The 5,351-nt window shown below is 50.1% G+C and carries 7 protein-coding genes and 1 pseudogene; 4 read left to right on the top strand and 4 right to left on the bottom strand.

The annotated features are described in order from the left end of the window. Nucleotides 1-1,233: an RtcB family protein gene (locus B5D50_RS19840; protein ID WP_078924380.1), complete on the bottom strand. Its 1,233-nt coding sequence runs from the start codon at nucleotides 1,231-1,233 to the stop codon at nucleotides 1-3. Between the two features lie 261 nt (nucleotides 1,234-1,494). Here B5D50_RS19840 and B5D50_RS19835 point away from each other — a divergent pair, with 261 nt between their 5' ends. The 3 genes from B5D50_RS19835 to B5D50_RS19825 are packed head-to-tail and all read left to right on the top strand — an operon-like array spanning nucleotide 1,495 to nucleotide 3,384. Beyond that, nucleotides 1,495-1,770, top strand: coding sequence for a helix-turn-helix domain-containing protein (locus B5D50_RS19835; protein ID WP_078924379.1), 276 nt, complete (start codon nucleotides 1,495-1,497; stop codon nucleotides 1,768-1,770). After that, on the top strand, nucleotides 1,757-3,061 hold the full coding sequence (locus B5D50_RS19830) for a HipA domain-containing protein (RefSeq protein WP_078924378.1): 1,305 nt from the start codon (nucleotides 1,757-1,759) through the stop codon (nucleotides 3,059-3,061). Before B5D50_RS19835 ends, B5D50_RS19830 begins: the two co-directional genes overlap by 14 nt. Continuing rightward, a complete protein-coding gene (locus B5D50_RS19825; protein WP_078924377.1) occupies nucleotides 3,061-3,384 on the top strand; it encodes a hypothetical protein in 324 nt (107 codons plus the stop codon). The genes B5D50_RS19830 and B5D50_RS19825 overlap by 1 nt, the downstream gene beginning before the upstream one ends. Nucleotides 3,385-3,543: 159 nt before the next feature. On the opposite strand, the gene B5D50_RS19820 is transcribed toward B5D50_RS19825, so the two are convergent. Beyond that, entirely contained in the window at nucleotides 3,544-3,735 is a 192-nt protein-coding gene (locus tag B5D50_RS19820) for a hypothetical protein (protein WP_143594440.1), read from the bottom strand. Between the two features lie 156 nt (nucleotides 3,736-3,891). On the opposite strand from B5D50_RS19820, the gene B5D50_RS19815 reads away from it, so the two are divergent. Continuing rightward, complete coding sequence (locus B5D50_RS19815) at nucleotides 3,892-4,143, top strand: UPF0175 family protein (RefSeq protein WP_078924375.1); 252 nt, start codon at nucleotides 3,892-3,894, stop codon at nucleotides 4,141-4,143. Here B5D50_RS19815 and B5D50_RS19810 read toward each other — a convergent pair whose 3' ends face one another. Together B5D50_RS19810 and B5D50_RS20920 are read right to left on the bottom strand one after the other, a co-directional pair. Continuing rightward, complete coding sequence (locus B5D50_RS19810) at nucleotides 4,144-4,980, bottom strand: hypothetical protein (protein WP_078924374.1); 837 nt, start codon at nucleotides 4,978-4,980, stop codon at nucleotides 4,144-4,146. 65 nt (nucleotides 4,981-5,045) lie between these two features. Then, a pseudogene (locus tag B5D50_RS20920) lies at nucleotides 5,046-5,351 on the bottom strand (hypothetical protein); the annotation flags it as partial.

Below are 5,351 nucleotides of genomic sequence, written 5' to 3'. Positions count from 1 at the left end.
TCACCCCTTCACACACACCACCTGCTTCAGCGTATGCAGCACTTCCACCAAATCGCTTTGCGCCGCCATCACCTTATCAATCGGCTTGTAAGCCGATGGCGTTTCATCAATCACGGCCTCATCCACACGGCATTCCACCCCAGCAACAGCACGTTTATGCTCCTCCAGCGACACGCGGCGTTTCGCCTCAGTACGCGACATCACGCGCCCCGCGCCGTGGCTGCAACTGCAAAAACTTTCGGCATTACCCAAGCCCCGAACGATGAAGGATTTCGCCCCCATGCTGCCCGGAATAATCCCCAGCTGACCTTTTTGCGCACTCACCGCGCCTTTGCGCGTCACCCACACATCCTTGCCGTAATGGTGCTCGCGGCTGATGTAGTTGTGGTGGCAATTCACCGCCTCCACATCCGCCGTGAACGGGATCGGCAACACCTCGCGGATCGCCTGCAAAGTACGCGCCATCATCAGCTCGCGGTTGGCTTGTGCGAAATCCTGCGCCCACGCCACCGCTTCCACGTAGTCGCGGAAATGCGGGCTACCTTCGGGAATGTACGCCAAATCCTTATCCGGCAGGTGGATAAAATAGCGTTCCATGTCCTTTTTCGCCTGCTCGATAAAGTGCGTACCGATGGCGTTGCCCACCCCGCGTGACCCGCTGTGCAACATCACCCACACGGTTTGGGTTTCATCCAGACACACCTCGATGAAATGGTTGCCCGTACCCAGCGTCCCCAAATGCTTCAAGTTATTGGTGTTTTTCAGGAACGGATGCTTCTCGCACAAGCGCTGGAAACCCGCGCTCAACCCCAGCCATTTATCCAGCACGTCCGTTGGCGGATCACCCCAACTGCCGGTATCGCGTTTACCGCGAGTCGCCACGCGCCCATGCGGAACAATTTGCTCGATCTTGCTACGCATCGCCTCCAAGGAATCAGGCAAATCGGCGGCGGTCAAGGTGGTTTTCGCCGCCATCATTCCACAGCCCAAATCCACGCCCACCGCCGCCGGAATAATCGCTCCCACGGTCGGAATCACGCTGCCAATGGTTGCGCCTTTACCTAAATGCACATCCGGCATTACTGCAATCCATTGATGAAGGAAGGGCATCTTGGCAAGGTTCAGCAATTGCTGTTTGGAGTTGTCGTCGAAAGGCACGCCTTTAGTCCAAGCCTTAATGGGCGCGTGACCTTCTGCATGGAGGACTTCGTAGGGAGTGGCGGTAGTGCTCATGATGTATTCCTTGCTTGTCGTTGGTTACGCTGAAGTTATTGCAAGGGGTGTGCCAGCTAAAAGAAAAACCAATCAAGTTATTGAAAGTAAAACACTAAAATGCTTTATCTGGTCTTGCTATTCAAGCAGCCAAACTCAACTTACTATCTAAAAAGATAAAAGCCTATCTTTTCATTTATTCCTGCATTAGCAGGAATAACCTTGCATATTGCCCACAACACGCTATTATTCCTTTAGTAGTAGGAATAATGGTAATCCGATATGGCAAGACCCCTGACCCCACTTCCCACGCCCCAGCAATCCGGCGCACTCACCCCCGAACTGCTAGGGCAATTCATCCGTGCCAAACGCACCCAATCAGGCTTACGCATTGACGATGCCGCCACCTTACTCGGCGTTGCCAAAGATACCCTTAGCAAGCTGGAACGCGGACACCACGGCGCACAACTCGGCACATTACTGCAAGTGTTAAACGGTCTTGGCATTGCGCTCAAAGTAGAACCGTGGACGGAAGGTGGCGACGATGACTGGGTATGAACACCGCCTGCGGGTTTGCTTGGGGGAACAGCCTATCGGTTTTCTGCTGGCAGATGTGCAAGGGCAATTGACGCTGGAATACACACCGGCATGGCAGGCCAGTGGTTTTGCCATTTCGCCGCATTTGCCGCTGACCTCAGCCGCGAACCATCAGGTGGTGCAACGTTTCCTGCGTAACTTGCTGCCCGAAGGTCAGGGTTTCGACATCCTGCTGGAAAACTACCAAATCAGCCGCGCCAATACCTTTGGGATTATCCGTGCGTTGGGAACAGATACGCCGGGTGCATTGCAGTTCTTGCCTGAAACGCTTGAACCCATCCAGCCCGCCCGCTTACGCCCGATTCTGCCTGCTGAATTGCTCGAACGTCTCGACAATCAACCCGCCCGCAACCTGATTGTGTGGGATGGTCGCCCGCGCCTGTCGGTGGCAGGTGTTCAGCATAAAATCAATGTGTTGGCGGATGCACAAGGCGGGCTGGCATTTGGCGAAGGCAGCTTGTGTTCCACCCATATCCTCAAATTCGAGCCAGCCAACCAGAACCATGTGGTGCTGAATGAATACCTCTTGATGCAGCTTGCTCAATCCATCGGTTTGCCCGTCGCAGCGGTGGAATTGCGGCGTTTCGGTCAACATCGTGCGTTGCTGGTGACGCGCTTCGACCGCAAACGCCAAGGCGATACGGTATTGCGCCGCCATTTGCTGGACGGTTGCCAAGCACTCGATTTGCCGCCTGAATACAAATACGAGCGCAATTTTGGTAACAGCCCTGATGTGGCGGCTATCCGTGATGGCGCAAGTTTGCCGCGTTTATTCGCCTTCTGCGCTCATTGCCGTTCGCCTGCGCTGGCCCGCAAATACGTGCTGGACTGGGTGCTGTTCAATCTCATCATCAGCAATTGGGATGCGCATGGCAAAAATATCAGCTTTTTCGTCGGCAAAAACGGTATCGAACCTGCGCCTTGCTACGATCTGGTCAATATTGCGGTGTATCCCGAATACCAGCAGGAACTGGCAATGGCGTTGGGGGATGACTTCGATACCCGTGTGTCCGCCTTTCAATTGGCAGATTTTGCCGCGAGTTGTGGTCTGTCGCGCTCACTGGTGCAGGCAACGCTTACCGCCATGTGCAAGCAGGTCGTGGAACAATTGCCCCGCGTGTGGGCGGCGTGTGTATTGAAAACCCCGGCAGAACGGCAGTTTGCAGCAAACTTGCGGGATAGCATCCAGCAGCAGACAAGCCGCTTGCTGGAACATGCGGGCATGATGCAGGATGTGGAGATTCAGTATTAATGAAAGCAACAACATGCTATCTCAACACCGACCTTGACCTGATTGCCGAGCAGGATTTGACGCTTTTGGTGCAGGCATTGGAAACCAGTGGCTTTTATTCATTGCACGCGGGGGTTGGAGATGACGGCAAATGGTATGCAACGTTGGAAGTCAATGAGGCGGCTGACGAGGCATTGCACCTGCGCCAGCCTGAACTGACCATCGTAGCCATGCTTGATGCTATCGAAGCACTGGATGCTTCAGCACGTGCCATTTGGGATGCTTGTATGAGCAAAACATTGGATATTGGTTATCAATTTGGATATTGGTTATCAATGTGGTGATGGGGCGCGGGTCAGGAATGCGCTGACCAATGCAACCCTGAGCCGCATGGGCGCATTGGGGATGGGCATGTCTATCACGCTGTATCGGTGCAAACCTGACACAGCAGTTTAGAGCTACGCCCGTGGATGGCGAGTGCATAGCCGCCAACAAGCAGGTACTCAATCCCGTGATTGTTGAGTAACTCGATAAACTCTTTGAAGTCGCGTTGGAACATCGGGTAGGAAACTCAGGTAGGATTGACGAAGCATTTCAACAGCATCCAGACGTTCCGCAATGGGGCGGGTGATCCAATACTGATAGTCGGATGGTTGATCTTGGTTGGTGGTGACACGCACCACCTTCCTGATCATGCGGGGTTCGCTGGTTGCTGGAATATCTGCCATTGGTGGATGCTGTGGGTAGTGAATTTATGCCTGATTATAACATCCCCTACCTCTGATCGCTGGAGAACTTCCTACCTAGTCGTTATCATAGAGCTATGAAAAACGCTAACCGAGGTGTTAGAAATGCAGGTTACACTCGATGTCCCTGAACAATTAGGGTTGGACTACACGCTTCCCGAACTTGCCAAGCAAATCAAGCTGTACGCAGCTCTCGCCATGTTTCAAGTGGGGAAAATATCCGCTGGATTTGCCTGTGAGTTTGCAGGCGTAGACCGCTACCGCTTTTACGAAGAATGCGCTAAACACAAAATCCCTGTCATCCACTACGAACCCGGTGAACTCGAAGCGGAGTTGGAATATTTGTGCAATTCATGATTAATTTGGTTCTTCAATATGCATCAATTTTGGCTGTCTTTGTGCTTTTCCTAGAATTTTCATTGTATGACCGCAGCACCGCTCAAATAGAATATTTCTCCATTCAATATTATTAATGCTTGTTATACTATCAAGTCGAATTCCATTTAAATAACGATTATTTTCGTAGATAACGCCAAAACTTTTTGCTGCACCAACTCTATATAATCCAATCAACTGAGGAGACCCTCCACTCATTTTATCTTCACCAGCCTTAAGTGAATCACAAAAAGCACTAAAAACATTTCTGCTGCTTCTTCCGCTATCATGCGGATCTTCTTTTATTTTGCCCACCCATTTATCATGCCGAGACTCAAAGTATTTTTGCCCACTACCTAATGCGACCACAACATGCGACTTATTTTTAAAATTAAATTCTTCATATGTAATATGCCCTTTTGAGCTGCTGGATATTTGATAAGCATGAAATACTGAATTCATTCTATCACTAATTCTAGTGGCATAAATAATATGGAAAACCCCTCGCTGTACTACAGGGCGCTCATGATAACTGCTTTCGATTTTCTTTATTATCTTATTCAGCTTTATGTCATGCGAATCATTTTTCTCAAATAAACAACCGGTATCAATCAATTCAATCAACTGTCCTAAAATTTGTATAGGGAAAGAAACATTTCCACAATAACCAAATATTTCAGGACTTGTTTTAGATGCAAATACCTTTCTGCCCACGTCCCACTGTTGAGAACTACCCCAAGATATACGGCTATCACTAGCGATATAAACTGAAGCAGGCCCATGCGTATCAATACCTACCCAAGACAACAATGTAGTCATTTACTTGACTCCTTTTTATACAAGCTGATATTGTATGATTACTTTCTCTGTACACGACAATTTTCCTAACCCATTGAATTTGTGTTAAACGAAAACGGCTTGAGTCTCATACGTCCATCCTCTACCACCATAAATTGGGGCGGACAAAGGAACAGGATCACGAGCCTGAGATTATCCAAGGCTTCACGTCCGCTTCCTGTTAACAGATCAGTCAGGTAATCCAAGCCGTAGCGGAAAATGCTCTGTTCTTTACGCCCATGCTTTTTCACCTTCAAGGGTTTGACGGTTTTTTCCTTCCATTCCCCGACCTTGTGCGCCCAACAGAAGCCAATGGCGAGCAATGCCATCATCTTTTTGATGCGAGGGGGCTT

Origin of the sequence: Thiothrix eikelboomii, assembly GCF_900167255.1 — a bacterium.
In the GTDB taxonomy this organism is placed as follows: domain Bacteria; phylum Pseudomonadota; class Gammaproteobacteria; order Thiotrichales; family Thiotrichaceae; genus Thiolinea; species Thiolinea eikelboomii.
The sequence above is the reverse complement of the archived record's forward strand: the minus strand, read 5'-3'. Positions and strand labels throughout refer to the sequence as shown.

Excerpts from the sequence above, each read along its gene's own strand:
- B5D50_RS19840 (WP_078924380.1), bottom strand. The coding sequence starts at position 1,233 with ATGAGCACTACCGCCACTCCCTACGAAGTCCTCCATGCAGAAGGTCAC.
- B5D50_RS19835 (WP_078924379.1), top strand. The coding sequence starts at position 1,495 with ATGGCAAGACCCCTGACCCCACTTCCCACGCCCCAGCAATCCGGCGCA.
- B5D50_RS19830 (WP_078924378.1), top strand. The coding sequence starts at position 1,757 with ATGACTGGGTATGAACACCGCCTGCGGGTTTGCTTGGGGGAACAGCCT.
- B5D50_RS19825 (WP_078924377.1), top strand. The coding sequence starts at position 3,061 with ATGAAAGCAACAACATGCTATCTCAACACCGACCTTGACCTGATTGCC.
- B5D50_RS19820 (WP_143594440.1), bottom strand. The coding sequence starts at position 3,735 with ATGATCAGGAAGGTGGTGCGTGTCACCACCAACCAAGATCAACCATCC.
- B5D50_RS19815 (WP_078924375.1), top strand. The coding sequence starts at position 3,892 with ATGCAGGTTACACTCGATGTCCCTGAACAATTAGGGTTGGACTACACG.
- B5D50_RS19810 (WP_078924374.1), bottom strand. The coding sequence starts at position 4,980 with ATGACTACATTGTTGTCTTGGGTAGGTATTGATACGCATGGGCCTGCT.